This window comes from Streptomyces sp. NPDC050674 (genome assembly GCF_040654575.1).
GTDB lineage: Bacteria > Actinomycetota > Actinomycetes > Streptomycetales > Streptomycetaceae > Streptomyces.
Window position 1 is genome coordinate 173,559 of the sequence record NZ_JBFAIG010000002.1, and the last position, 23,990, is coordinate 197,548.

The following is a 23,990-nucleotide window of genomic DNA, read 5'->3' on the forward strand; positions in this document are numbered from 1 at the left end:
TGTCCGAGTTTGCCGTTAGCCTGGCGCGACGCACTCACGTTCTGGATGGGGGACGGTCGTTACGCATGGCCAGGGAATTCCAACGCGGCCACAAGGCCAGGATCAGTGACCTCACAGCGGGCACGGATCTGTACGTAGGTGTACAGATCACCGGCCCCGGGCTGAGCTTCGACATCAGCTGCTTCGGCCTCGACGCCGACGAACGGCTCTCCGACGACCGGTACTTCATCTTCTTCAACCAGCCGAAGTCCCCCGAGGAGTCCATCCAGCTCCTGGGCGCCCAGGCGGGCGACACGGAGTCCTTCCGGGTGACGCTCGACCGGATCCCGCCGCAGATCCAGAAGCTCTCCTTCACGGCGACGATCGACGGCGCCGGACAGATGTCGCAGATCGCCTCCGGCTACATCCGCATCGTCGCGGGCGGCGAGGAAGTGGCGCGCTACTCCTTCAACGGCTCGGAGTTCTCCACCGAGCGGGCCGTGATGCTGGGCGACTTCTACCTCAAGGACGTCTGGCGGTTCGCCGCCGTGGGACAGGGCTTCGACGGAGGCCTGGACGCGCTGCTGAAGAACTTCGGCGGCGAGGTGGCCGAGGAGGAGACTCCCGCGCCCGCCCCGCAGCAGCCGCAGGCCGGCGCCGCTCCGGGGTTCGCGCCGCCCGCGTTCGGCGCCCCCGCCACCCCGGAACCGGCCCCCGCGCCGGCAGCTCCTCCGGCCCCCGTCCCGCAGCCCGCGCAGGGCTTCGCGCCCTCGCCCGGCTCCACCCCGCCTCCCGCGCCCCCGGTGCACGCCGCCCCGACCATCGTCGCGCCGTTGCACACCCCGCCCGGCGGCTCCCCGGTGCCGCCCCCGGTCCCGGCGCCTGCGCCGTACGGCCAGCCGGGCCAGCAGCCGCCGCCTTACGGCCAGGTCCCCGGGCAGACGGCCCCGCCGCCCCCCGGCTACGGCCAGCCCCATGCGCCGCAGGCACCCCAGGCCCCCGCCCCGCCGCCCGGTTACGGCCAGCACACCCCGCCCCCGGGCTACGGCCAGCAGCCGCCCTACGGCCAGGCCCCCTACGGCGCTCCGCAGGGCGCTCCCCAGGGCGGCGCCGCCCAGGGCCCCGGTGTGTCCGCCGCGCTCCAGCAGTTCAAGGAGACGCCCACCGGGCAGCGCTGGACACAGCAGAACAAGAAGCTCGTCCGCGTCGACCTCGGCGTCGGCGGGCAGCCCGTGCTGGCCCGGCAGGGCAGCATGGTGCTCTACCAGGGCAAGGTCGACTTCAGCTACAAGGGCGCCGGGTTCGCCGGCCGGATCGTGGGCAACGCGACCGGCCAGGAGATGCAGCTGATGCGGTGCACGGGCCAGGGACAGGTGTTCCTCGCCGAGAACTCGACCATGCTGCACCCGCTGGAGCTCCAGGGCGACGCCGTCTGCGTCTCCGCCGAGAACGTCCTCGCCTTCGACGAGAGCCTCACCTACGAGGTCCGCCGCATCGAGGGCCACGGCATCCCCGGCGGCGCGCTGTTCACCATGCAGTTCCAGGGCACCGGCACCATCGTCGTGAAGACGCACGGCACCCCCGTGGTGCTGCCCGTCACGCCGACCACGTTCGCCGACTGCAACGCCGTCGTCGCCTGGTCGGCCGCCGCCCAGGTCGTCGTCTCCAGCCAGGTGCGCATGCGCCGTAACTCCTACCCCGGCGACACGGGGGAGAGCGTCAACCTCCAGTTCCGGGGAGCGCCCGGGAACTTCATCGTCGTCCAGCCGTACGAGGTCTGAGGGAGCCCGTCATGACACAGCAACTCGCGGGCCACGCCCCCGCACCCGTCACCGCCCGCATGGAGAACCACGGCAACCACATGCTGAAGGTCGCCATGCAGACCGGCAACGACCTCCTCGCGCGCGTGGGATCGATGGTCGCCTACGAAGGGTTCGTGCAGTACGAGCCCAACCCGCCGGCCGTGCGCCAGATCGCCAAGGACTGGCTCACCGGCGAGGGCGCGCCCCTGATGAAGTGCTCCGGCGACGGTCTGCTCTACCTGGCCGACTACGGGGCGAACGTCGTCGTCATCAACCTCAACGGCGACGGCATCTCCGTCAACGCCACCAACCTGCTGGCCTTCGACGCCCACCTGACGTGGGGCGTGGAACGGGTCAAGGGCCTGGCGAAGTTCGCCGGGCAGGGCCTGTGGAACACCAAGATCTCCGGCCAGGGCTGGGTCGCGCTGACGTCCCGGGGCAAGCCCATCGTCGTGGACTGCGGGGGCGGCGAGGACGAGACCTACGTCGACCCCGACGCGCTCGTCGCCTGGTCCCCGAACCTCAAGGTGAAGGGCAAGCGCAGCTTCCGGGCGCAGTCGCTGATCGGCCGCGGCAGCGGTGAGGCCTACCAGATGGCCTTCTCCGGTCAGGGCATCGTCGTCGTCCAGCCCAGCGAGGACAACACCGACCGCCTCCGATTCCGGGGCTGAGGGGGAGCCAGAACGTCATGCAGAGCCCGATTTTCGGCTACAACGAGCAGCAGACCCAGGAACGCTGGAGCCTGCAGAACAAGCAGATGCTGCGCGTCGCCCTGGACGGCCACGACGACATCCTGGCCCGCAAGGGCACCATGGTCGCCTACCAGGGCCTCGTCGAGTTCGACGCCGAGTTCCAGAGCAACCAGCAGTCACGCGCGCGTGCGCAGACCGGCGAGGGCCTCGACCTGATGCGCTGCCACGGGCAGGGCACGGTCTACCTGGCCAACCTCAAGCAGCACGTCCACGTCCTGGAGGTGGACCAGGACGGCCTCACCGTCGACAGCAGCTATGTGCTGGCGATGGACTCCTCCCTGCACCACGAGGGCATCGCCGTGGACAGCCTCTACGGCATCTCCGGCTCCGGGAAGTACCAGCTCAACATCTCCGGCCGGGGCAAGGTCGCCCTGATGACCTCCGGCATGCCGCTGCTGATGCAGGTGACCCCCGACAAGTACGTCAACTGCGACGCGGACGCGATCGTGGCCTGGTCGACCGGCCTGCGGGTGCAGATGCAGGCGCAGACGCACTCCTCCGGGGTGTGGCGGCGGCGCGGCAGCACCGGTGAGGGCTGGGAGCTGAGCTTCATGGGCACCGGGTTCGCGCTCGTCCAGCCGAGTGAACTGCTGCCGCCGCAGAACGCCCAGATCGGCTCGGGCCTCGCCGCGCAGTACGGCATGGGCCAGCAGGGAGCGCGGGGGCAGAACCAGGGCAACGTCTGGAGCTGAGCGCTCCGCGGGTTCGGCTGTGAGGTGCGGGGGGTGTGCGGTCTCATCCGGGCCGCGCGCCGTGCGCGGCCGGTCGCGCAGTTCCCCGCGCCCCTGGAGGGGCGCCCGCCGTCAGGTCCCCAGCAGTAAGGGGCGGCCGCTGGAGCGGGCGCCCCTTACTCGTACCTCAGGCCGCGAGCCTCGCCCGCGTCGCCTCCAGCAGGCGGACGACCGAGGTGTCCGCCACCTTCGGCACCTCGTCGTAGCCGAACCAGCGCACGTCGAGCGACTCGTCGCTGATCGCGTGCGCGGCGTCCGGCGGTGCCACGACCGCGTACTGGACGTCGAAGTGCCAGTGGCACGGCGCGGGGATCGGGTGCCGGTCCAGGCGCACCGGGCCGCCGGGCAGCAAGGAGAGCCCCGAGACGCCGGACTCCTCCGTCGCCTCACGCAGGGCCGCGTCCGCCAGGGACACGTCGCCGGGCTCGCAGTGGCCGCCCATCTGGAGCCACATGCGGAGCTTCTTGTGCAGGGTGAGCAGCACCCGGCCGCCCTCGGGGTCGATCACCAGGGCGCTCGCCGTGATGTGCCCCGCGTGGCAGGACTTCCACAGGCCGTCCGGGTGCTCGTCCAGGTGGTCCAGGTAGGCCTGGCGCAGCTCTGCCTGGTCCTCGTACCCCTTCAGCACGAGGACCGTGTCGTCGTAGAGGCTCACCCGGCGTCGTCGTCCTTGCCGTCGTCCCCGCCCTCGTCCTTCTTCTTGAGGTCGGGCTTGTCCGCCGCCTCGCCGAGCATCTTGTCCAGCTCGGAGAAGTCGATCTGCTCGCGGTGCACGAAGCCGTCCGGGTCGTCCAAATCGGTCGCCGTCGGCAGCATGTCCGGGTGGTGCCACAGGGCGTCCCGGCCGTCGACCCCACGCGCGTCCGTGAGCGAGGCCCACAGACGGGAGGCATCCCGCAGCCGGCGCGGACGCAGCTCCAGACCGATCAGCGTGGCGAACGTCTGCTCGGCCGGGCCACCCGAGGCGCGGCGGCGGCGCAGCGTCTCACGCAGGGCGTCGGCGGCCCCGAGACGGGGCTTGGCGGCGGCGTGGACCACCGCGTCCACCCAGCCCTCGACAAGCGCCAGAGCCGTCTCCAGACGGGCCAGGGCCGCCTTCTGCTCGGGCGTGTCCTCCGGCTGGAACATGCCCTGCTGGAGGGCTTCCTGCAGCTGCTCCGGGTTCTGCGGGTCGAACTGGCCGACCACGTCCTCGAGCTTGGCCGTGTCGACCTTGATCCCGCGGGCGTAGCCGTCGACCGCGCCGAACAGGTGCGATCGCAGCCACGGCACGTGTGTGAAGAGGCGCTGGTGGGCGGCCTCGCGCAGGGCGAGGTACAGCCGCACCTCCTCCTGGGGGACGCTGAGGTCCTTGCCGAACGTCTCGATGTTCACCGGCAGCAGGGCGGCCTTGCCGGCCGGGCCCAGCGGAAGGCCGATGTCGGACGAGCCGACGACCTCACCGGCGAGCACGCCGACGGCCTGGCCGATCTGGGTGCCGAACATGGCGCCGCCCATCGAGCGCATCATGCCGATCAGCGGGCCGGCCATGGCCTGCATCTCCTCCGGCAGGACGTCGCCCATGGCGGTGCCGACGCGCTCGGCGACCGGGTCGACGAGCTCCTTCCAGGCGGGCAGTGTGGCCTCGACCCACTCCGCGCGGCTCCAGGCCACCGCCGAGGCGGCGCCCGACGGCAGCGAGGTGGCGTCGTCGAGCCACAGGTCGGCCAGGCGGACGGCTTCCTCGACGGCCCTGCGGTCGGCGGGCCCGACGCTGGCGTCCTTGGTGCCGTCAGGGCTGCCCTGGGAGACCGTCTGGCGGGCGATCTGCTTGGCCATGTCCCAGTTCACCGGGCCGCCCTCGTAGGAGAGCATCTGGCCCAGCTGCTGGAACGCGGCGCCCAGGTCGGTGGGGTTCAGCGACCCGAACATGGCTGCGAACGGATTGTCCGCACCGGGGCCGCCGGGGCCGCCAGGGCCTCCGCCGAAGCCTCCGGCTCCGGGCAGGCCGCCGAAACCGAACGGGTTGGCCGGTCCCTGACCACCACCGCTCTGCTGGTCCTTCTTCTTGCCCTCGTCGCCGTCGTCCGGCTCCTCCGGCGGAAGGCCGAATCCGAATGGGGTGTCACTCACGGGATTCCTCGGCTGGTAGGGCCGCCGGTTCTTTCCGGCGGCACGGCTGCCCGACAACACCACCCAGCGTAGACACCTGGGGCGGATCGGGCCTCGGTGCTTCGCCGACTGACGGCCTGCGGCAGGATGGATGCCACCTGGTACGCACGCGTCGGACGCGCTCGTACTGAAGACAACCGCTGGAGACGCCCGGTGAGTTCCCCAGATCCGCAGGTTCGCGCAGCGCGAAACCAGTCAACCAGTTCCGCGAGCCCGTCGGCGCGCGGACCCGTCGTCGCGGTCACCGGCGCCGCGTACGGCGTCGGCGCGCTGCTCACGGAGCAGCTTGCCGCATCCGACGAGATCAAGCAGGTCGTGGCCATCGACGAGCGGCGCGGCGAGTGCGCGGCGGCGCAGTGGCACATCCTGGACGTCCGGGACCCGGCCATCGCCGACAAGCTGCGCGGGGCCGACGTCGTGGTGCACCTGGCGCTGGATCTCGATCTGGAGACCGACGCCGCCGCCCGAACGGCCTACAACGTACGGGGGACGCAGACCGTCCTGACGGCGGCCGCGGCCGCCGGAGTGCACCGGGTCGTGCTGTGCACCTCGGCGATGGTCTACGGGGCGCTGCCCGACAACGAGCTGCCGCTGTCCGAGGACGCCGAGCTGCGGGCCACGGCCGAGGCGACGGGTGTCGGCGACCTGCTGGAGATCGAACGGCTGGCACGGCGCGCACCCCGGGCGCACCCGGGACTGAACGTCACCGTGGTCCGGCCGGCCGTCCTGGTGGGCGGTGGCACGGACACCGCGCTGACCAGGTACTTCGAGTCTCCGCGGCTCCTCGTCGTCGCCGGGTCGCGGCCCGCGTGGCAGTTCTGCCACGTCGAGGACCTGTGCAGCGCGCTGGAGTACGCCGTCCTGGAGAAGGTCGACGGGGAGCTGACCGTCGGGTGTGACGGCTGGCTGGAGCAGGAAGAGGTCGAGGAGCTCAGCGGCATCCGCCGGATGGAGCTGCCGTCGGCGGTCGCGCTCGGTGCGGCGGCGCGACTGCACCGGATCGGGCTCACGCCCTCCCCGGCCGGGGACCTGGCGTACACGATGTACCCCTGGGTGGTGAGCGGCAGCCGGTTGCACGACGCCGGGTGGCGGCCGCGGTACACCAATGAGGAGGTGCTGGCGGAACTCCTGGAGGAGGTCTCCGGCCGGCACACGGTCGCCGGGCGGCGGTTGGGCCGCAAGGACGCCACGGCCGCGGGCGCCGCGGGTGCGACGGTGGCGCTGCTGGGCGCGGCGGCGGTCGTACGACGGGCGCGCAAGGCCCGGCGGCGCATCTGAGGGTCGTCCCTGCGGGAACACCGGACCGGGGCACCCTTGCGGGAACCCGAACAGGGGCACCCTTGTGGAACACCGGACAGGGCGCCCCTGTAGGAGGCTCCAAACGCGCACGCGCGCGTGCCGGGCGATAGCTCTATTCCGCGCTGTCGGCCGTGTGCGGCACGATGGAGGCATGGCAACCACGAGCGATCATCCCGGTGAGCAGGCGGCGCAGGACCCGATCAAGCTGATCGCGATCCGGGACACGGCCCTCTCGCTGGACGAGGTGTTCCGGGCGGTCGGGGACGACTCGGCGGGGGGCACCGCGCTCTTCGTGGGAACCGTGCGCAACCACGACGGGGGCGCCGATGTCGACGAGCTGGGGTACTCCTGCCACCCCAGTGCCGAGGCGGAGATGCGGCGGATCGCCGAGAAGGTGACCGCCGAGTTCCCGGTGCGGGCCCTGGCGGCCGTGCACCGCGTGGGGGACCTGGGCATCGGGGATCTCGCCGTGGTCGTCGCCGTCTCCTGCCCGCATCGCGGAGAGGCCTTCGAAGCCTGCCGGAAGCTGATCGACGACCTCAAGCACGAAGTGCCCATCTGGAAGCACCAGAAATTCTCCGACGGCACCGAGGAGTGGGTCGGCGCCTGCTGATCCCGTAAGCCGTCTTCCGGTTGCGTAACCGCACCCCTGGCGTGAGCGTTGTCACTGCGGATGGTTAATCTGCTGATCAGTCAGTTGCGGACGCTCAAAGGGGTTGGAGGTCGGCATGGCGGCGCTCGCCTGGTTGCTGATTCCGCTTGTGGCTGCCATCGGCGCGGGGCTCTGGGGGAGTTGGGCGAACCGGACCCGCAAGGCCCGTAACGACGGGCCGGAGCTCATCGGCTACGCCCGCTTCCGAGAGGCCATGGAGAAGCCCCGCACGGGTGGCTGACGACCGAAGAACAGCAGGTCACAGTGGCTGGAAGCGCAGGGCCGCCCCGGACGGGCGGCCCTGACGGTGCGCTGACAGGACCGTCCCGTAATGTCGAGTCATGCCACGCCGCACCGCGACGATGCTCGCCTCCACCCTGATGCTGATCGCGCTCCTGTGCGCGGGAGTGTTCATCCCCGTGCCCTACGCGGAGATGTCCCCGGGGCCGACGGTGAACACGCTGGGCGATCACGACGGTGAGCCGGTGCTGCAGATCGCGGGGAAGAAGACCTACGCCACCAGTGGCCATCTGAACATGACCACGGTCCGGGTCACGAGCGCCGACTACCGGATGAACCTGGTGGAGGCCGTCTACGGCTGGCTCGCGCACGACAACAAGGTCGTGCCGCACGAGACGCTCTACCCGGACGGCAAGACCGAGGAGCAGTCCACCCAGGAGAACGCCGAGGAGTTCAGCCAGTCCCAGGAGAGCGCCAAGGTCGCCGCCCTGAAGGAGCTGGACGTCCCGGTGAAGTCCTGGGTGATCGTCTCCACGGTCGTCAAGGGCTCCCCGGCCGAGGGCAAACTCCATGCGGGGGACGTGATCAAGGCCGTCGACGGCACGACGGTGAAGGAACCGGCCGACGTCGCCAAGCTCGTCACCCGGCACAAGCCGGGCCAGGAGGTCCGCTTCACGATCGTGCCGGCCAAGGAGCAGGCCGCCGCGGAGAAGGAGAAGCGGACGCCGACGAAGACGCAGGACATCACCATGACCACGACGGCGTCCGCCGACGACGGCGAGAAACGCGCCATCGTGGGGATCCAGGCGGGGACCGACCACACGTTCCCGTTCACCATCGATATCAAGCTGGCCGACGTCGGCGGGCCGAGCGCCGGTCTGATGTTCGCGCTCGGCATCTACGACAAACTCACCCCGGGCAGCCTGACCGGCGGAAAGTTCGTGGCCGGCACCGGCACGATCGACGACGCGGGCAAGGTCGGCCCGATCGGCGGCATCGAGATGAAGACCGTCGGCGCGCGGGCCAAGGGAGCGCAGTACTTCCTGACCCCCGCCGACAACTGCGCGGCCGCCGCCAAGGACACCCCCGACGGCCTCACCCTCGTCAAGGTGGGCACCATCCGGGACGCCCTCGGGGCGCTCAAGGACATCCGCAGCGGCGACACCGCGGACCTGCCGAAATGCGGTAGGTAGCCCGGGGCGGTGGGGCCCGGCGAGCCGGACCCCACGGGCTCGCGAGGGTTACTCCTCGAACGTCGCCGCCAGTGCCTCCGCCAGCCCCGGGACCAGGTCCGAGCCGGTCAGGACCTCGGTGGGGGAGTCCTTCTCGCGCAGGCGCAGGGCCGACTCGCGGCTGCCGTCGCGCAGCACCGCGACCGTCATACGGACCTCCTGGCGGTCCGGGTGGTCCGCCACCCACTTCGTGAGCGCGGCCTCGCTCAGTCCGCTCGGCACCTGCGCCTCCGCCGACGGCGGCAGCATCAGGCGCTCCACGGCGAGGGCGCAGCCGACCACCGCGTCGGGCCAGGCGATGGTGGCGAGGAACTCGTCGAGCGGCTTGCCCGTGGGGACCTCGTCCTGCTCGATCGGGGTGAGGCCGGAGTTCTCCGCCTCTTCCCCCAGACCGAGCCGGTCCGCGAGCGAGGGCTGTTCGGCCCGTAGCCGGGCGGTGTCGACAAGGGCGAAAAGGCGGGCCGGCTGGTCCCAGCCGAGGCCGGAGACGTACTCGTCGATCTCGAGAACGGCCCGGGTGAGCGGGTTCGCAGCCATGGGAGTGTTGGACATGGTCACAATCCTGCCTCGTTCCCGGCCGGAATCGGGAACCGAGTAAACGGTGAGTAAGTTGCATAGGTGGGGGCCCACGATCACGGGGGCCACGCACGGTCCGTGAAGACGCGGGCGTGACGAATCAACAGCGAACTTCGAGGTGCGCACCTTGGCTTTCCAGATGCCGGACCGCGGCGGAGGCCCGACAGGGCCGCGGATGAGAGTGGGCCGCCCGTCCCGGCGTGTCCGGACCCTGCTCATGACACTGGGCGTCCTGGCCGTTCTCGGCATGGCGTTCACCATGTTCGCGGGCTTTTGGACGGACTGGCTCTGGTACCGGTCGGTGAACTACTCCTCGGTCTTCACCACCACCCTGTGGACCAAGATCGGGCTCTTCTTCGTCTTCGGCCTGCTCATGGCCCTCGCCGTCGGCTTCAACATCTGGCTGGCGCACCGGCTGCGGCCGCCGCTGAGCGCCATGTCGATGGAGCAGCAGAACCTCGACCGGTACCGGATGGGCATCGCGCCCTACAAGAAGTGGCTGCTGGCCGGGATCACCGCCCTGGTGGGCCTGATCGCCGGAGCCTCCGCCTCCGGCCAGTGGCGCACCTGGCTCATGTGGGTCAACGGCGTGCCCTTCGGCCAGAAGGACCCGCAGTTCAAGCTGGACGTCTCCTTCTACGCCTTCGACCTGCCCTGGTACCGGTTCCTGCTCGGCTTCGGCTTCGCCGCCGCGATCCTGTCCGTGATCGCCGCCGCGCTCACCCACTACCTGTACGGCGGTCTGCGCGTCACCAGCCCCGGCGCCCGCGCCACGGCCGCGGCCACCGGGCACCTGTCGGTGCTCATCGGTGTCTTCGTGGCCCTGAAGGCCGTCGCGTACTGGCTCGACCGGTACGGACTCGCGGTGAAGTCCAGCGACTTCAGGGCGACCGACAACTGGACGGGCCTGCGGTACGTCGACGCCAACGCCTACCTGCCGGCCAAGACGATCCTGTTCTGCATCGCCGTCATCTGCGCGCTGCTGTTCTTCGCCACCATCTGGCGGCGCACCTGGCAGCTGCCCGTCATCGGCTTCGGCCTGATGGTGCTCTCCGCGATCCTCATCGGCGGCCTGTACCCGGCGATCGTGCAGAAGTTCCAGGTCCAGCCGAACGAGCAGGCCAAGGAAGCGCCGTACGTCGAGAAGAACCTCGAGGCCACGCGCCAGGCGTACGGCATCGACGGCACCAAGGTCACGGACTACTCGGGGTCGAGCAAGACCGAGGACAAGACCACGCTGCGGGACGACGTCCCCTCCACGGCGAGCATCCGGATCATGGACCCGAACATCGTCTCGCCGACGTTCCAGCAGCTCCAGCAGATCAGGAACTACTACGCGTTCCCGAACAACCTGGACGTCGACCGCTACGCCAAGGACGGCAAGGATCAGGACACGGTGATCGGCCTGCGTGAGCTGAACCTCGCGGGCATCCCGAAGAAGAACTGGATCAACAACCACTTCCGTTACACCCACGGGTACGGAGTGGTCGCCGCCGAGGGCACCAGCGCCGACGCCCAGGGCCGGCCGAACTTCACGGAGTCCGACCTGCCCTCCGAGGGCGACCTCGGCACGTACGAGCAGCGGGTCTACTACGGCGAGAAGACCACCACGTACTCGATCGTCGGCGGCCCCCAGAAGGAGATCGACTACTCCGACGACAACGGCGAGAAGACCACCAGCTACAAGGGCGACAGCGGGGTCAACCTCTCCAACCCGGTCAACCGGGCCGCGTACGCGGTGGCGTTCGGCGAGCCGCAGATCCTCTACTCCGGCGCCATCGGCGAGGGCTCGCGGATCCTGTACAACCGCACGCCCAAGGAGCGCGTCGAGGCGGTAGCCCCCTGGCTGACCATCGACGGAGACGCCTACCCGGCGGTCGTGGACGGCCGGATCCAGTGGATCGTCGACGCCTACACGACGACGAACGGCTACCCGTACTCCTCGCGGACGACCCTCGGTGACACCACGGCCGACTCGCTGACCGCCACCAACGACAACCGCGCGGTGGTGGCCCAGCAGAACCAGGTCAACTACATCCGCAACTCGGTGAAGGCGACCGTCGACGCGTACACCGGCGAGGTCAAGCTCTTCCAGTGGGACACCAAGGACCCCGTCCTGAAGACCTGGATGAAGGCCTTCCCGGGCACGGTGGAGCCCAAGAGCGACATCTCCAAGTCGCTGATGGACCATCTGCGCTACCCCCAGGACCTGTTCAAGGTCCAGCGGGAGCTGCTCACGCGCTACCACGTGAAGGACGCCACGACGTTCCTCAGCGGCAGCGAGGTGTGGCAGGTGCCGGACGACCCGACGAACCGGTCGGGCAGCGCGGTGCCGCCGTACTACCTGAGCATGAAGATGCCCGACCAGAAGGCGCAGGCGTTCTCGCTGACGACGACCTTCACGCCCAACGGCCGGGACAACCTCAGCGCGTTCATGGCGGTCGACGCCGAGGCGGGCACGTCCGACTACGGCAAGATCAGAATTCTGAAGCTGCCGACCAACACCACGGTCAACGGACCCAAGCAGGTCCAGAGCCAGTTCAACTCGCAAGAGGACATCGCCGAGTCCATCAGGCTCCTGAGAGGCGGCGACTCCGAGGTCGAGTACGGCAACCTGCTGACGGTCCCGCTCGACGGCGGACTGCTGTACGTGGAGCCGGTCTACGTACGCGGTGGCGGACTGAAGTATCCGCTGCTGCGCAAGGTGCTGGTCACCTACGGAGGCCAGACCGCCTTCGAGAACACTCTCGACGAGGCCCTCAACAAGGTCTTCGGTGCGGACGGTCCGTCCACCGAGCCACCGGACGAGGGCGAGGGCGACACGACCAAGCCACCGCCGACGTCCGACAACCCGACGGTCCAACAGGCCCTGGAGGACGCCCAGAAGGCGTTCGACGCGGGCCAGGAGGCCCTGAAGAAGAACGACTGGGAGGCGTACGGCAAGGCGCAGAAGGACCTCGAGGACGCCCTGCGGCGGGCCGAGGACGCGCAGGACGAGGCGAGCCGGAAGGGCGGCGCCGGGGGCGGCGAGAGCAAGCCCAGCGGCAAGCCGAGCGGCAGCCCGAGCCCGAAGCCGAGCAGCTAGGGCCCTGGCCTGGTGAAATGCCCATCCCGCGCCGTGGTACGGTTGTGAACACAACGGCGCGGGGTGGAGCAGCTCGGTAGCTCGCTGGGCTCATAACCCAGAGGTCGCAGGTTCAAATCCTGTCCCCGCTACTGAAGTCGCGATGTCCGAGCGGCAGCGTGACACCGAAGGCCCGGATTCCACACAGGAATCCGGGCCTTCGTGATGTGCGTGAACGCATGTGCTGACGTGGGTTTGGTCGCGCCGCCGGGGCGAGTTGGTCCATGTGTGTTTGACTTGTCTCTCTGTGGGCATGTCGACAAAACGCTGAAGTGACCTCACTGGCTGCGGTATACGAGGTGTACCCAGGTTGCAGGTGGTGCGACGATGGACGTTATGGGGGACAAGGCAACTCTGTTCGAGACAGGGCGTTTTGTGCAGCCTTCCAGCCGGGAGGACACCGAGACCCCGGACGAGACCGGGGAGATCGCCGACGAGGCGGCCGAGGAGCTGCGGCAGAGACTCGCCGCGGAGGCCGGCGACGTCGAGGCGATGAGTGTCCTCGGGGCCATGCTGCTGCGCCGTGGTGATCTCGACGGTGCCGAGCCTCATCTGCGTGCCGCCACAGCCGCGGGCGACCGGGCGGCCGCGAACAATCTGGGAGTCCTCCTGCACCAGCGGGGGTACGCCGACGAGGCCGCCGGGTGGTGGCGGATCGCCGCGGTCGCCGGATCCACGGCCGCCGCGCACGCCCTCGGCCGGCACCACCGCGAGCGGGGTGACGAACCCGCCGCCGAGTACTGGCTGCGCCAGTCCGCCGAACAGGGCCACACCCTGGCCGCGTACGCGCTCGCCGATCTGCTGGAGCACCGCGGGGACGCCGGGGCCGAGCAGTGGATGCGGGTCGCGGCCGAACGCGGGCACCGGGAGGCCGCGTACCGGCTGGCCCGGGCGCTGGACCGGAGGGCCGCACGGGAGGCCGACGGTGACAACGGTGTCCAGGGCGCCGAGGAGGCCGAGCAGTGGTACCGCCAGGCTGCCGCGCGCGGCCATCGGCGGGCCGCGCTGCACCTCGGGACGATCCTGGAGCGGCGCGGCGAGCTCAAGGAGGCCGGGCGCTGGTACCTGACCTCCGCCAAGGACGGCGAGGCGCGGGCCGCATGTGCCCTCGGTTTCCTGCTGCGCGACGCCGGCGACACCGAGAACGCCGCCGTGTGGTGGCTGCGGGCCGCGCAGGACGGCGACGGCAACGCGGCGAACGCGCTGGGCGCGCTGCACGCCGAGCGGGGCGAGACCCAGACCGCCGAGCGGTGGTACCGGGCCGCGATGGACGCCGGTGACGTCAACGGCGCGTACAACCTCGGCCTGCTCTGCGCCGAGCAGGGGCGGACCCCGCAGGCCGAGCAGTGGTACCGGCGCGCGGCCTACGCGGGGCACCGGGAGGCCGCGAACGCGTTGGCGATCCTGCTGCTGCGGGCCGGCGACGAGACGGGTGCGGAGCCGTGGTTCTCCAAGGCCGCGGAGGCCGGGAGTGTGGACGCGGCCTTCAACCTCGGCATCCTGCATGCCGGGCGGGGTGAGGAGCAGGCCGCTCTGGGGTGGTACGAGCGGGCGGCCGCGGCCGGGCACACGGAGGCGGCGCTCCAGGTCGGCATGGCGAGGCTGCGCGAGGGCGACGAGCAGGAGGCCGAGCGGCACCTGCGGTGCGCGGCCGGGGGCGGTAGCGCCGAGGCGGCGTACCGGCTGGCGACGGTGCTCGACGCGCGCCGGCCGCCCGAGCCCGCGCACGAGCTCGGGGAGCCCGTGCACCGGCGCAGCGAGTGCGAGGAGTGGTACGAGCGGGCGGCGTCCCAGGGGCACCGGCGGGCGCAGGTGCGGGTCGGCATGCTGGCGGCGGCCCGGGGCGATGTCGTCGAGGCGGCTCGCTGGTACCGCGAGGCGGCCGAGGCCGGATCCCGCAACGGGGCGTTCAACCTCGGGCTGTTGCTGGCCCGGGAGGGGAGCGAGCCCGAGGCGGCGGTCTGGTGGACCCGGGCCGCTGACGCCGGGCACGGGCGGGCGGCGCTGCGGCTCGCCCTGGTCTACGCGCGTCGGGGTGAGCTGGCCGAGGGGCAGCGGTGGGCCGACCGGGCCGTGTCCCTGGGCCCGGCGTCGGTCACCGAGCGGGCGGAGCGGCTGCGGGACGCGCTGCGGCAGGAGCTGTCTGCGTGAGGCCGGCCCGGGGGCGCGGTTCGGTGCCCCGGGCCGGGTGGGGCCGTCGGGTGGTCGGCGTGGTGACTGGGCCGTGTGGATGTGCGGCTCGGCGGCCTGAGTCCGGTCCGGGCGGCGCCGCCTCGCTCATGCCGTCCGCGGTGGGCGTAGCCGCTGGGGCAGCCGTTGCGAGTCGCTCGGTGAACCGCTCCCCGTTAAGCGATTTGCATCTGCCCTCGTCATTGACGTAACGTTGCATTCAACGACGCGGGGTGGAGCAGCTCGGTAGCTCGCTGGGCTCATAACCCAGAGGTCGCAGGTTCAAATCCTGTCCCCGCTACTGAAGGCCTAGGGCCGGAATCCGAAAGGGTTCCGGCCCTAGGTGTTTTTCGGCCGGGCGGCTCGGCGCCCGCTCATGCGCACAGGCAGCACAAAACCCCGGCACTCATCGGTGCCGGGGCTCGCGCGGAAAGGGCTAGGCGGCCGCGCAGTTCGGGCAGACGCCGCGGTACGTCACCTCGACGTCCGAGACCGTGAACCCGAAGCGCTCGGTGTCGGGGAGGTCCGCCAGCGGGTTGCCGACCGGGTGGACGTCCCGGATCGCACCGCACTGGGCGCAGACCAGGTGGTGGTGCGGCTGGTGGGCGTTCGGGTCGTACCGCTTGGCGCGCTGATCTGTGGAGACCTCCAGCACCTCGCCGAGGGTCACGAGCTCACCCAGCGTGTTGTAGACGGTCGCCCGGGAGATCTCGGGGAGCTTGGCGACGGCCCGGGCATGGACCTCGTCGGCCGTCAGATGGACGTGTTCGCCGTCGAGGACCTCGGCCACGACGCGCCGCTGCGCGGTCATCCGCCATCCGCGTCCGCGCAGGCGTTCCAGAAGGTCACTCATGGCTACCAGCCTAACAGCTAAGGGGACCAGGTCACGAACAGGTGTGAGATTAGAGTCCTGCTTGCTTTAGACAATGTCTATTGTAGGATCAGGAATGACTTTGACCAAGGGACAGGTTTGGTCAGGAACGGTGCAGGAGGCGCGCGTGACGCAGGGACCGCTTACGACGGAGGCCGGAGCTCCGGTCGCCGACAACCAGAACAGCGAGACCGCGGGCGTCGGCGGCCCCGTGCTCGTCCAGGACCAGCTCCTGCTGGAGAAGCTGGCCCACTTCAACCGGGAGCGCATCCCGGAGCGGGTCGTGCACGCCCGGGGTGCGGGCGCCTACGGCACCTTCACGGTGACCGCGGATGTCACGCCGTACACCCGCGCGGCCTTCCTCTCCGAGGTCGGCAAGCGGACCGAGGTCTTCCTGCGTTTCTCGACCGTGGCCGGCAACCTGGGCGCGGCGGACGCGGTGCGCGACCCGCGCGGCTTCGCGCTGAAGTTCTACACCGAGGAGGGCAACTACGACCTCGTCGGCAACAACACCCCGGTGTTCTTCATCAAGGACGCCATCAAGTTCCCGGACTTCATCCACACCCAGAAGCGCGACCCGTACACCGGCTCGACCGAGGCGGACAACGTCTGGGACTTCTGGAGCCTGTCACCGGAGTCCACGCACCAGGTGACCTGGCTGTTCGGCGACCGGGGCATCCCCGCCTCGTACCGCCACATGGACGGCTTCGGCTCGCACACCTTCCAGTGGAGCAACGCGGCCGGTGAGGCGTTCTGGGTGAAGTACCACTTCAAGACGGACCAGGGCATCAAGAACCTGACCACCGAGGCGGCCGCCCGGCTCGCCGGTGAGGACCCCGACTCCCACCAGCGTGACCTGCGCCGGGCCATCGAGCGGGGCGAGTACCCGACCTGGACGGTCGGCGTGCAGATCATGCCGGTGGCCGAGGCGGCGACGTACCGCTTCAACCCGTTCGACCTGACCAAGGTCTGGCCGCACGCGGACTACCCGGTCGTCGAGATCGGCAAGCTGGAGCTCAACCGGAACCCGGAGAACATCTTCGCCGAGGTCGAGCAGTCGGTCTTCAGCCCCGCCCACTTCGTGCCGGGCATCGGCCCCTCCCCGGACAAGATGCTCCAGGGCCGCCTCTTCGCCTACGGCGACGCGCACCGCTACCGCGTCGGCATCAACGCCGACCACCTGCCGGTGAACCGCCCGCACGCCACCGTGGCGCGCACCCACTCCCGGGACGGCCACCTCTACGACGGCCGCCACGGGGGCGCGAAGAACTACGAGCCGAACAGCTTCGGTGGGCCGTTCCAGACGGACCGCCCGCTGTGGTCGGCCGTCGCCGTGGGCGGCACCACCGGCAACCACGAGGCGCCCGTGCACGCCGAGGACGACGACTTCGTGCAGGCGGGCAATCTCTACCGGCTGATGAGCGAGGAGGAGAAGGAGCGCCTGATCGCCAACCTGGCGGGCTTCATCGCCAAGGTCTCGCGCGACGACATCGTCGAGCGGGCGATCGACAACTTCCGTCGGGCCGACGGAGACTACGGCAAGCGGCTGGAGGTCGCGGTCCAGGCCCTGCGCGGCTGAACTCCAGCGCTGGACCGCTTGCGGTAGCGGACGGGCCGGGTCCCCTCGGGGGCCCGGCCCGTCCGTGTGTCACGCCGGAACGCGCTGACGGGCCGGTGCCCAGCAGCGGATGATGTCGCGGACCGAGACGATGCCGGTGGGCTCGCCGTCCTCCAGCACGATGAGGTGCCGGAAGCCTCCGTGCGCCATGGCGGCCGCCGCCTCCTCCAGCGTCCAGGCGGGAGCGGCGAACACGACGTTGTTGGTGGTGTGGGCGTGGGCGCGTTCGGTGTCCGGGTCCTGGCCGAGGCCCACGGAGTTGAGGATGTCGCGTTCGGTGAGAATGCCGATGCCGGCGTCGGGGTCGTGGACCACGGCCGCCCCGACCTTGCGCGCGGACATCAACGCGGCGGCCTGGCGCAGGGTGTGGGTCGGGCCGATGGTGAGGACGACAGTGCTCATGGCGTCACGGACGAGCATGGATGGAGCCACCTCCTGGGAGTCTCCCCCGCCGTTCGTTCGGAATTTCACAAATTCACAAGTGGGGGGACTCTCAGAGTGGCAGGCAAAGGGAGGGTCAACAAGGGGGCGCTCGGTAACAACGGGGGGCTCAGTAGCGCTGGTTGAGATACCCGAGCAACTCGTCGTGCAACAGCCCGTTCGACGCGGCCGCGTTGCCGCTGTGGGGGCCCGGGCGGGCGTCGAGGCCGGTGAAGGTGCCGCCGGCCTCGGTGACGACGATGGCCGTGGCGGCCATGTCCCACAGGGACAGCTCCGGCTCGGCGCACATGTCGACGGCGCCTTCCGCGACCATCATGTAGGGCCAGAAGTCGCCGTACGCGCGCGTGCGCCACACCTCGCGGGTCAGGTCGAGGAAGCCGTCCAGCCGGCCCTGCTCCTCCCAGCCGCTGAGCGAGGAGTACGCGAAGGAGGCGTCGGAGAGCTTGGAGACGCGGGAGACCTGGAGCCGCGAGGCCTTGCTGAGGCTGCGGCCGGAGAACGCGCCGTGGCCCTTCGCGGCCCACCAGCGGCGGCCGAGGGCGGGGGCGGAGACGACGCCGACGACGGGCTGGAAGCCACCCTCGCCGGCCTCCATGAGCGAGATGAGCGTGGCCCAGACGGGAACGCCCCGGACGTAGTTCTTGGTGCCGTCGATCGGGTCGATCACCCAGCGCCGGGGGCCGGTGCCCTCCACCCCGTACTCCTCGCCGAGGATCGCGTCCCGGGGGCGGGCGCGCTGGAGCTGGCCGCGGATGAGCTCCTCCGCGGCCTTGTCCGCCTCGCTCACCGGGGTCATGTCCGGTTTGGTCTCGACCTTGAGGTCGAGGGCCTTGAACCGGTCCGTCGTCGCGGCGTCGGCGGCGTCGGCGAGGACGTGGGCGAGACGCAGGTCGTCGAGGTAGTCGGGCATGCAACGAACCTATCTGCCGAGGTGGGGGTGGGGCTACACGGGGTTTGTGGGGGAGTCGGAAGTGGTTTCGGGCCGCGTGTGGAGGATCGCGCGTGCCTGTTCCGCCGCGCGGGCGGTGCTCTCGGAGACGAAGTCGAGGAAACGGGCGACGTTCTCCATGCGGGCGGACGCGAGCGTGCCCGGGCCGAGGACGCCCACGCCCTGCCGTGCGATGTCGACGACCTGGGCGATGGACCGGGCGCTGGCCATCATCGACCGGTACCAGACGTCGTCGTCGACCACGTAGCGCTCGCGGCGGCCTTCGTCCGCCTCCCGGCGGACGAAGCCCTGGCTGTCGAGGAACGCGATCGCCTTGGAGACGGAGGCGGGGCTGACCTGGAGGCGCTGGGCGAGTTCGGAGGCGGTGAGGCTGCCGGAGTCGGTCATGCAGAGACACGCCATCACCCTGGACATCATCTTGGGCATGCCCGAGCCCATGAGGACGGTGGTGAACGTCTCCTCGAACTCGCGTACGGCCTCGGCGTCCCGCCCGTCGGCCGACGAGGGGGCCTTCGGGTCCCGGGGTGCGGCCTGCCTGCGGCGGTGGGCGCGGCGTTCGGTGGCGCGGTGGGCCAGGTCGGCGCGGTAGGAGGTGGGGCCCCCGTTGCGCATGACCTCGCGGGTGACCGTCGAGGTGGGGCGGTCGAGGCGCCGGGCGATCTCCGCGTAGGCGAGGCCGTCGGCCAGACCCAGTGCGATCTGCTGGCGTTCCTGCTGGGTGAGTCTGCCTCCCGGCATCGCGGTCTCCTTCGGGTGCGGCGGTGATCGCACCATAGCGTTCATGCACATTCATTGCAACGAGCGGGAGGGGGGCTGTTGCATTACTCGGCAGGCTCATTGCACTGATTTCACCGCTGTTACCAGCGACGATGCCCGTCGTGCGCAACGAATGTGTTGCTGAGATCGTGAATGCAACGTAGCTTTTCAGGAGTCGGAAACAAAGAATCCGCGAACGAGGAGCTCACGATGCAGACCTTCGACACCGCCGCCCCCCTCACCGCCGTCGTCGACATCCCCGCCGGGCACCTGCGGTTCATCGCCGCCGACCGCACCGACACCACCGTCGAGGTCCTTCCCGCCGACCCCGCCAAGGGCCGCGACACCAAGGCCGCCGAGCAGATCGAGGTCACCTGCACCGACGGCGTCCTGCGCATCCAGGCCCCGGCGGCCGGGAACCGCCTCCTCGGCCACTCCGGCTCCGTCGAGGTCACCGTCCAGCTGCCGGCCGGCTCCCGCGTCGAGGCCAAGGCGGCCACCGCCGAACTGCGCGGCGTCGGACGCCTCGGCGACGTCACCTTCGAAGCCGCACAGGGCACGGTCAAGCTCGACGAGACCGACAGCGCCCACCTGAGCCTGCTCGACGGCGACATCACCGTCGGCCGCCTGGGCGGACCGGCCCGCGTCAGCACCCAGAAGGGCCAGCTCCGCATCGCCCAGGCCGTCCGCGGAGCCGTCACACTGCGCACCGAGCACGGCGACATCGAAGTCGGTGCCGCCCACGGCGTCTCCGCCTCACTGGACGCCGGCACCGGCCACGGCCGCATCCACAACTCCCTCAAGAACACCGACGGCGCCACCGCCGCCCTCACCCTCCACGCCACCACCACCTACGGCGACATCACCGCCCGCAGTCTCTGAACGGGCGCGGCCATCCCGAAAGAGCACCCCGAACACCCGGTGCCCGGGGCTCGCGGCGCTCGGCTCCTTGTGGTCGGTCTCGACGTTCGGCCAGGACCCGAGGTGAGGGGTCGCGCGGGCCAACACCCCGCGCGACAAGGCCGAAACGCGCCCCCGCGCGCGTTCGCGAACCCTTGACAGTGGGTCCACGCGCGTCAAACCTGGGCCCAGAGCCGCTCGCCCCAAGGGGAGGCGATGATGCCTGCAGCGCGGGAATCTCTTCTGGACGCCGCCTACACGGCGCTGGCGCGCCGGCCGTGGTCCGCCGTACGGATGGTGGACGTGGCCGCGGCGGCCGGAGTGTCCCGGCAGACGCTGTACAACGAGTTCGGCAGCAAGGACGGTCTCGCCCGGGCGCTCGTCAGACGCGAGGCCGACGAATATCTCGCCGGGGTGGACCGCGCTCTCGCCGGCTACAGCGACCCCCGCGACCGGCTCACGGCCACCGCCGAGTGGACCGCCTCCGCGGCCCGGGAGAACATCCTCGTGCGCGCCATGCTCACCGGCTGCTGGAGCGAGCGGCTGCCCGCCCCGGCCCTGGCGTCCGCGCCGTCGACCTCGGCCGTACCGTCCCAGCGTCGCGCCGACGGGCCGCTGCCCTCACCCGGCGACTTCGTCGCCCTCGTGCGCGACCGGGCCGTCACCGTCCTGGCGGGTGCGGGCGCGCCCAGGCCGGACACCGCCGACCTGGCCCGCTCCTGTGAACTCGCCGTCCGGCTGGCCCTGTCCTGCGTGGCCGCGCCACCCGGCGAGGGCGGCGTCGCCGACCTGGTCCGCAGCGCCCTGCAACGGCAGGTGGGTTGACAGGGCGTCAGTGCGCCGACCCCGACAACTGAAGCCCGATCACGCCGATGATGACGAGGGTGATCGACACGAGCTTCAGCGTCGACACCAGGTCACCCAGGAACACCATGCCGTAGATCGCCGTCCCCGCCGCCCCGATGCCGGTCCACACCGCGTACGCGGGACCCACGTCGAGTTTGCGCAGCGCGAGGGTCAGCAGGCCGAAGCTGCCGAGCGCGAAGATGCAGAAGGCGACCGTCGGCCAGAGCCGGGTGAAGCCGTGCGAGAGCTTCAGACACACCGCGAAGCCGGTCTCGAGCAACCCGGCCACGATGACCAGCAGCCACGCCATGAGTCGTCCTCCCGTATCCCACGTTCAGTGACCGCTTCGTCGACGCGTCGCGTCCATCGCGCCCGCCGGGCTCGGGCCTGACCCGCATCCGGCTTGGGTGCGATTATGCACTTACCGCCCGCGCCCCAGGACAAACAACGCGGAGGTCAGTCGCCTTCCGTCCGCTCCCGCGTGGCCAGCAGCCGCCGCAGCGAGTACAGCCGCGCGGGATCCGCGTGTCCCTCGGCCACCCAGGCGTCCAGCGCGCAGTCCTGCTCGTCGTGACTGCAGGCGCGCGGGCAGCCCTCGGTGCCCGGCTCCAGGTCGGGGAAGGCGTGAATCACCTGGGACGGATCCACGTGGTGGAGTCCGAAGGACCGCAGGCCCGGGGTGTCGATCACCCAGCCGTCACCGCCCGACAGCGGCAGCGCCAGTGCCGAGGTGGTGGTGTGCCGGCCCCGGCCCGTCACCGCGTTCACGTGTCCCGTCGTACGGCGCCGCTCCTCCGGGACGAGTGCGTTGACCAGAGTCGTCTTGCCGACACCGGAGTGACCGACGAACGCCGTGATCTTGCCGTCGAGCTGTTCGCGCACACGGGCCACGGCGCTGCCGTTCTGCAGTTCCTCGCGGCTGGTGACGACGTGCGGGAGGTCGAGGTGACCGTACAGCTCCAGGATTTTGTCGGGCGGGGCGAGGTCCGACTTCGTCAGGACCAGCAGCGGTTCCAGGCCGCCGGCGAAGGCAGCGACCAGGCAGCGGTCGATCAGCCGGGGGCGGGGCTCCGGGTCGGCCAGGGCGGTGACGATCGCCAGCTGGTCGGCGTTGGCGACGATCACGCGCTCGTACGGGTCGTCGTCGTCCGCGGTGCGGCGTAGGACCGAGGTCCGCTTCTCGATGCGCACGATCCTCGCGAGCGTGTCCTTCTTGCCCGACATGTCGCCCACCAGGGCCACCCGGTCGCCGACCACGGCCGCCTTGCGGCCCAGCTCGCGGGCCTTCATCGCCATGACCACGCGGTCCTCTACGAGGCAGGTCAGACGGCCCCGGTCGACGGTGAGGACGAGACCTTCGGCGGCGTCCTCGTGTTTGGGGCGGAGGTTCGTCCGGGGCCGGGTGTTGCGGCGGCCGGGACGGGTGCGGATGTCGTCCTCGTCGGTGTGCTTGCCGTAGCGGCGCATGACGTGATCCCTGCGTCCTACGCCCCGAGCATCCCGGTCCACAGATCGGGGAAATCGGGCAGGGTCTTGGCCGTCGTCGCCACGTTCTCGATCTGCACGCCCTCCACCGCCAGCCCGATGATCGCGCCGGCCGTGGCCATGCGGTGGTCGTCGTAGGTGTGGAAGATCCCGCCGTGCAGGCGGCGCGGGCGGATGTGCAGGCCGTCGGCGGTCTCCGTGACGTCGCCGCCGAGTTCGTTGATCTCCTTCGTGAGCGCGGCCAGCCGGTCCGTCTCGTGCAGCCGGAGGTGGGCCACTCCGCGCAGGGTCGAGGGGGAGTCCGCCAGGGCCGCGACCGCGGCGATGCCCGGCGTCAGCTCGCCGACCTCGCCCAGGTCGACGTCGATGCCGTGGATCGAGCCGGAACCGGTGAAGGCCAGCCCGTACTCGGTCAGTTCGCAGGAGCCGCCCATCTCGGTGAAGATCTCGCGCAGCCGGTCACCGGGCTGCGTGGTGCGCGAGGGCCAGTCCGGGACGACGACCTTGCCGCCGGTCACCAGCGCCGCCGCCAGGAACGGCTGGGCGTTCGACAGGTCCGGCTCGACGACCAGGTCCCGGCCGAGCAGGGCGCCCGGCGAGACCCGCCAGACGTTCGGCTCACCGCCCGACTCGGGCGTGTCCACCTGGGCGCCGACCGCGCGCAGCATGTCGACGGTCATGCGGATGTGCGGCATCGAGGGCAGCGTGGCGCCGGTGTGGCGGACCTCGACGCCCTGGTTGAAGCGCGGGCCGGACAGCAGCAGCGCGCTCACGAACTGCGACGACGAGGAGGCGTCGATGGCGACCGTGCCGCCGTCCAGGGCGCCGCTGCCGTGCACGGTCATCGGCAGCGCTCCGCGGCCGTCGTCGTCGATCCGGGCGCCGAGCTGACGCAGCGCGTCGATGACGCCGTTCAGCGGGCGCTCGTAGGAGCGGGGGTCACCGTCGAAGCGGACGGGGCCGTCCGCGAGGGCGGCGACCGGGGGCAGGAACCGCATCACCGTGCCGGCGTTGCCGACGTCGACCCGGGCCGGGCCGCGCAGGCCGGTGGGGAGCACCCGCCAGGCCTCGCCGGTCCCGTCGGGGCCAACGCCCTCCTCGATCTCGATGCCCATCGCGCGCAGCGCGCCGGCCATCAGCAGGGTGTCGCGCGAGCGCAGCGGGCGGCGCAGCCAGCCGGGCTCGGAAGCGAGGGCGGCGAGGACCAGGGCGCGGTTGGTGACGGACTTGGACCCGGGCACGTGGACCGTCGCGTCGACGGCTCCGCTCGCGTGCGGGGCGGGCCAGAGGGCGGTGTCTGCGGTGTTCGGGGCCATGCCTTTACTTTATAAGCAGCCCGAGCCCCGAGTACGGCGCCGTGGGACCGGTGGCGCCCTGGGGACGAGCCGTGGTCCGGAGCGGTCCCAAGCACTCCCGG

At 70.9% G+C, this 23,990-nt stretch carries 22 protein-coding genes and 2 tRNA genes; 14 read left to right on the forward strand and 10 right to left on the reverse strand.

Translation table 11 applies throughout. From position 1 onward, the window contains the following. Positions 1–65: 65 nt before the first annotated feature. From AB0I06_RS04085 to AB0I06_RS04095, 3 genes are read left to right on the forward strand one after another with little or no spacing between them, the layout of a single operon-like run. Positions 66–1,760 (forward strand): TerD family protein, encoded by a 1,695-nt coding sequence (locus AB0I06_RS04085; RefSeq protein WP_363117170.1) that lies wholly within the window; start codon positions 66–68, stop codon positions 1,758–1,760. Positions 1,761–1,771: 11 nt separating this feature from the next. Then, positions 1,772–2,452, forward strand: a complete 681-nt coding sequence (locus AB0I06_RS04090) for an AIM24 family protein (RefSeq protein ID WP_363117171.1) — start codon at positions 1,772–1,774, stop codon at positions 2,450–2,452. A 17-nt stretch (positions 2,453–2,469) separates the two neighbouring features. Continuing rightward, positions 2,470–3,225 carry an AIM24 family protein gene (locus AB0I06_RS04095; protein ID WP_363117172.1) on the forward strand — a complete coding sequence of 252 codons (756 nt, stop codon included), beginning with the start codon at positions 2,470–2,472 and terminating at the stop codon, positions 3,223–3,225. A 166-nt stretch (positions 3,226–3,391) separates the two neighbouring features. On the opposite strand, the gene AB0I06_RS04100 is transcribed toward AB0I06_RS04095, so the two are convergent. Together AB0I06_RS04100 and AB0I06_RS04105 are read right to left on the reverse strand one after the other, a co-directional pair. Further along, on the reverse strand, positions 3,392–3,919 hold the full coding sequence (locus AB0I06_RS04100; RefSeq protein WP_363117173.1) for an NUDIX hydrolase: 528 nt from the start codon (positions 3,917–3,919) through the stop codon (positions 3,392–3,394). After that, a complete protein-coding gene (locus AB0I06_RS04105) occupies positions 3,916–5,376 on the reverse strand; it encodes a zinc-dependent metalloprotease (protein WP_363117174.1) in 1,461 nt (486 codons plus the stop codon). The genes AB0I06_RS04100 and AB0I06_RS04105 overlap by 4 nt, the downstream gene beginning before the upstream one ends. Positions 5,377–5,568: 192 nt before the next feature. Here AB0I06_RS04105 and AB0I06_RS04110 point away from each other — a divergent pair, with 192 nt between their 5' ends. The 4 genes from AB0I06_RS04110 (at position 5,569) to AB0I06_RS04125 (ending at position 8,799) form a co-directional block, all read left to right on the forward strand. Continuing rightward, the gene (locus tag AB0I06_RS04110) at positions 5,569–6,693 is read left to right on the forward strand and encodes an SDR family oxidoreductase (RefSeq protein WP_363117175.1); all 1,125 of its coding nucleotides are present in this window, start codon (positions 5,569–5,571) and stop codon (positions 6,691–6,693) included. A gap of 172 nt (positions 6,694–6,865) precedes the next feature. Further along, positions 6,866–7,327: a molybdenum cofactor biosynthesis protein MoaE gene (locus AB0I06_RS04115; protein WP_363117176.1), complete on the forward strand. Its 462-nt coding sequence runs from the start codon at positions 6,866–6,868 to the stop codon at positions 7,325–7,327. 115 nt (positions 7,328–7,442) lie between these two features. After that, positions 7,443–7,607: a hypothetical protein gene (locus AB0I06_RS04120; protein WP_363117177.1), complete on the forward strand. Its 165-nt coding sequence runs from the start codon at positions 7,443–7,445 to the stop codon at positions 7,605–7,607. A gap of 100 nt (positions 7,608–7,707) precedes the next feature. Further along, positions 7,708–8,799 carry a PDZ domain-containing protein gene (locus AB0I06_RS04125; RefSeq protein WP_363117178.1) on the forward strand — a complete coding sequence of 364 codons (1,092 nt, stop codon included), beginning with the start codon at positions 7,708–7,710 and terminating at the stop codon, positions 8,797–8,799. 48 nt (positions 8,800–8,847) lie between these two features. Here the strand turns inward: AB0I06_RS04125 and AB0I06_RS04130 are convergent, their stop codons facing one another. After that, positions 8,848–9,390, reverse strand: a complete 543-nt coding sequence (locus AB0I06_RS04130) for a PPA1309 family protein (RefSeq protein WP_363117179.1) — start codon at positions 9,388–9,390, stop codon at positions 8,848–8,850. Positions 9,391–9,553: 163 nt separating this feature from the next. On the opposite strand from AB0I06_RS04130, the gene AB0I06_RS04135 reads away from it, so the two are divergent. The 4 genes from AB0I06_RS04135 to AB0I06_RS04150 all read left to right on the forward strand — a co-directional run bounded on the left by AB0I06_RS04135 (position 9,554) and on the right by AB0I06_RS04150 (position 15,008). Further along, positions 9,554–12,499 (forward strand): UPF0182 family protein, encoded by a 2,946-nt coding sequence (locus AB0I06_RS04135; RefSeq protein WP_363117677.1) that lies wholly within the window; start codon positions 9,554–9,556, stop codon positions 12,497–12,499. Between the two features lie 57 nt (positions 12,500–12,556). After that, positions 12,557–12,630, forward strand: a tRNA-Met gene (locus AB0I06_RS04140). Positions 12,631–12,865: 235 nt separating this feature from the next. Beyond that, positions 12,866–14,689 carry a tetratricopeptide repeat protein gene (locus AB0I06_RS04145; RefSeq protein ID WP_363117180.1) on the forward strand — a complete coding sequence of 608 codons (1,824 nt, stop codon included), beginning with the start codon at positions 12,866–12,868 and terminating at the stop codon, positions 14,687–14,689. Between the two features lie 245 nt (positions 14,690–14,934). Continuing rightward, positions 14,935–15,008, forward strand: a tRNA-Met gene (locus AB0I06_RS04150). A gap of 135 nt (positions 15,009–15,143) precedes the next feature. Here AB0I06_RS04150 and AB0I06_RS04155 read toward each other — a convergent pair. Continuing rightward, complete coding sequence (locus tag AB0I06_RS04155; protein ID WP_031110441.1) at positions 15,144–15,560, reverse strand: Fur family transcriptional regulator; 417 nt, start codon at positions 15,558–15,560, stop codon at positions 15,144–15,146. Between the two features lie 145 nt (positions 15,561–15,705). Between AB0I06_RS04155 and AB0I06_RS04160 the strand changes: the two genes are divergently transcribed. Beyond that, positions 15,706–17,157, forward strand: a complete 1,452-nt coding sequence (locus AB0I06_RS04160; protein ID WP_363117181.1) for a catalase — start codon at positions 15,706–15,708, stop codon at positions 17,155–17,157. Positions 17,158–17,226: 69 nt separating this feature from the next. On the opposite strand, the gene AB0I06_RS04165 is transcribed toward AB0I06_RS04160, so the two are convergent. From AB0I06_RS04165 to AB0I06_RS04175, 3 genes are all read right to left on the reverse strand, one after another. After that, the gene (locus AB0I06_RS04165; RefSeq protein ID WP_363117182.1) at positions 17,227–17,616 is read right to left on the reverse strand and encodes a CBS domain-containing protein; all 390 of its coding nucleotides are present in this window, start codon (positions 17,614–17,616) and stop codon (positions 17,227–17,229) included. 130 nt (positions 17,617–17,746) lie between these two features. Beyond that, positions 17,747–18,547, reverse strand: a complete 801-nt coding sequence (gene hisN, locus AB0I06_RS04170) for a histidinol-phosphatase (RefSeq protein WP_363117183.1) — start codon at positions 18,545–18,547, stop codon at positions 17,747–17,749. A 33-nt stretch (positions 18,548–18,580) separates the two neighbouring features. Further along, positions 18,581–19,324, reverse strand: a complete 744-nt coding sequence (locus AB0I06_RS04175; RefSeq protein ID WP_363117184.1) for a helix-turn-helix domain-containing protein — start codon at positions 19,322–19,324, stop codon at positions 18,581–18,583. A 228-nt stretch (positions 19,325–19,552) separates the two neighbouring features. Between AB0I06_RS04175 and AB0I06_RS04180 the strand changes: the two genes are divergently transcribed. Further along, on the forward strand, positions 19,553–20,224 hold the full coding sequence (locus tag AB0I06_RS04180; protein WP_363117185.1) for a DUF4097 family beta strand repeat-containing protein: 672 nt from the start codon (positions 19,553–19,555) through the stop codon (positions 20,222–20,224). 234 nt (positions 20,225–20,458) lie between these two features. Continuing rightward, entirely contained in the window at positions 20,459–21,067 is a 609-nt protein-coding gene (locus AB0I06_RS04185; protein ID WP_363117186.1) for a TetR/AcrR family transcriptional regulator, read from the forward strand. A gap of 7 nt (positions 21,068–21,074) precedes the next feature. On the opposite strand, the gene AB0I06_RS04190 is transcribed toward AB0I06_RS04185, so the two are convergent. The 3 genes from AB0I06_RS04190 to aroA form a co-directional block, all read right to left on the reverse strand. After that, the gene (locus AB0I06_RS04190; protein WP_363117187.1) at positions 21,075–21,398 is read right to left on the reverse strand and encodes a multidrug efflux SMR transporter; all 324 of its coding nucleotides are present in this window, start codon (positions 21,396–21,398) and stop codon (positions 21,075–21,077) included. A 146-nt stretch (positions 21,399–21,544) separates the two neighbouring features. Next, the gene (gene rsgA, locus AB0I06_RS04195; RefSeq protein WP_363117188.1) at positions 21,545–22,555 is read right to left on the reverse strand and encodes a ribosome small subunit-dependent GTPase A; all 1,011 of its coding nucleotides are present in this window, start codon (positions 22,553–22,555) and stop codon (positions 21,545–21,547) included. 17 nt (positions 22,556–22,572) lie between these two features. Then, positions 22,573–23,889, reverse strand: a complete 1,317-nt coding sequence (gene aroA, locus AB0I06_RS04200) for a 3-phosphoshikimate 1-carboxyvinyltransferase (RefSeq protein WP_363117189.1) — start codon at positions 23,887–23,889, stop codon at positions 22,573–22,575. Between the last annotated feature and the right edge of the window lie 101 nt (positions 23,890–23,990).

Excerpts from the sequence above, each read along its gene's own strand:
- AB0I06_RS04085 (WP_363117170.1), top strand. The coding sequence starts at position 66 with ATGGCCAGGGAATTCCAACGCGGCCACAAGGCCAGGATCAGTGACCTC.
- AB0I06_RS04090 (WP_363117171.1), top strand. The coding sequence starts at position 1,772 with ATGACACAGCAACTCGCGGGCCACGCCCCCGCACCCGTCACCGCCCGC.
- AB0I06_RS04095 (WP_363117172.1), top strand. The coding sequence starts at position 2,470 with ATGCAGAGCCCGATTTTCGGCTACAACGAGCAGCAGACCCAGGAACGC.
- AB0I06_RS04115 (WP_363117176.1), top strand. The coding sequence starts at position 6,866 with ATGGCAACCACGAGCGATCATCCCGGTGAGCAGGCGGCGCAGGACCCG.
- AB0I06_RS04120 (WP_363117177.1), top strand. The coding sequence starts at position 7,443 with ATGGCGGCGCTCGCCTGGTTGCTGATTCCGCTTGTGGCTGCCATCGGC.
- AB0I06_RS04125 (WP_363117178.1), top strand. The coding sequence starts at position 7,708 with ATGCCACGCCGCACCGCGACGATGCTCGCCTCCACCCTGATGCTGATC.
- AB0I06_RS04130 (WP_363117179.1), bottom strand. The coding sequence starts at position 9,390 with ATGTCCAACACTCCCATGGCTGCGAACCCGCTCACCCGGGCCGTTCTC.
- AB0I06_RS04135 (WP_363117677.1), top strand. The coding sequence starts at position 9,554 with ATGCCGGACCGCGGCGGAGGCCCGACAGGGCCGCGGATGAGAGTGGGC.
- AB0I06_RS04145 (WP_363117180.1), top strand. The coding sequence starts at position 12,866 with ATGGACGTTATGGGGGACAAGGCAACTCTGTTCGAGACAGGGCGTTTT.
- AB0I06_RS04155 (WP_031110441.1), bottom strand. The coding sequence starts at position 15,560 with ATGAGTGACCTTCTGGAACGCCTGCGCGGACGCGGATGGCGGATGACC.
- AB0I06_RS04165 (WP_363117182.1), bottom strand. The coding sequence starts at position 17,616 with ATGCTCGTCCGTGACGCCATGAGCACTGTCGTCCTCACCATCGGCCCG.
- hisN (WP_363117183.1), bottom strand. The coding sequence starts at position 18,547 with ATGCCCGACTACCTCGACGACCTGCGTCTCGCCCACGTCCTCGCCGAC.
- AB0I06_RS04175 (WP_363117184.1), bottom strand. The coding sequence starts at position 19,324 with ATGCCGGGAGGCAGACTCACCCAGCAGGAACGCCAGCAGATCGCACTG.
- AB0I06_RS04180 (WP_363117185.1), top strand. The coding sequence starts at position 19,553 with ATGCAGACCTTCGACACCGCCGCCCCCCTCACCGCCGTCGTCGACATC.
- AB0I06_RS04185 (WP_363117186.1), top strand. The coding sequence starts at position 20,459 with ATGATGCCTGCAGCGCGGGAATCTCTTCTGGACGCCGCCTACACGGCG.
- AB0I06_RS04190 (WP_363117187.1), bottom strand. The coding sequence starts at position 21,398 with ATGGCGTGGCTGCTGGTCATCGTGGCCGGGTTGCTCGAGACCGGCTTC.
- rsgA (WP_363117188.1), bottom strand. The coding sequence starts at position 22,555 with ATGCGCCGCTACGGCAAGCACACCGACGAGGACGACATCCGCACCCGT.
- aroA (WP_363117189.1), bottom strand. The coding sequence starts at position 23,889 with ATGGCCCCGAACACCGCAGACACCGCCCTCTGGCCCGCCCCGCACGCG.